The 293-nt window shown below is 68.6% G+C and carries 1 protein-coding gene; it reads left to right on the forward strand.

Annotated features, from left to right (window positions below):
* A partial coding sequence (locus SCA31_RS22935; protein ID WP_410699344.1) for a hypothetical protein occupies positions 1–293 on the forward strand: 293 nt, incomplete at both ends.

Raw genomic sequence — 293 nt, forward strand, 5'->3', positions numbered from 1 at the left:
GCAGCTCAGCTCCTCAGCGCAGGGGAGACGCAGCAAGTACTTTCAGGGGAAAAGGTGTCCCGGACGGTCACCAAGGGCGGTGTGCAGTTCTTGGTGGAAGCCCGAGCCCTCCCCAAGGGAGGCGCAATCGTGCTGACCAGGTCCTTGGATGACGTGAACGCAGCCTCCGCCCAACTCCTCCAACGGACCCTGCTTGCCCTCGCCGCGGGCCTACTGATCGCGGTGCTTGCTGGGACCCTGCTCGCCCGGCGGCTCTCCGGGCCGCTCGTGAGGACCGCTGCCGCCGCGCGGCG

Origin of the sequence: Chryseobacterium sp. SIMBA_028, from assembly GCF_046535285.1 — a bacterium.
Lineage (GTDB): Bacteria > Bacteroidota > Bacteroidia > Flavobacteriales > Weeksellaceae > Chryseobacterium.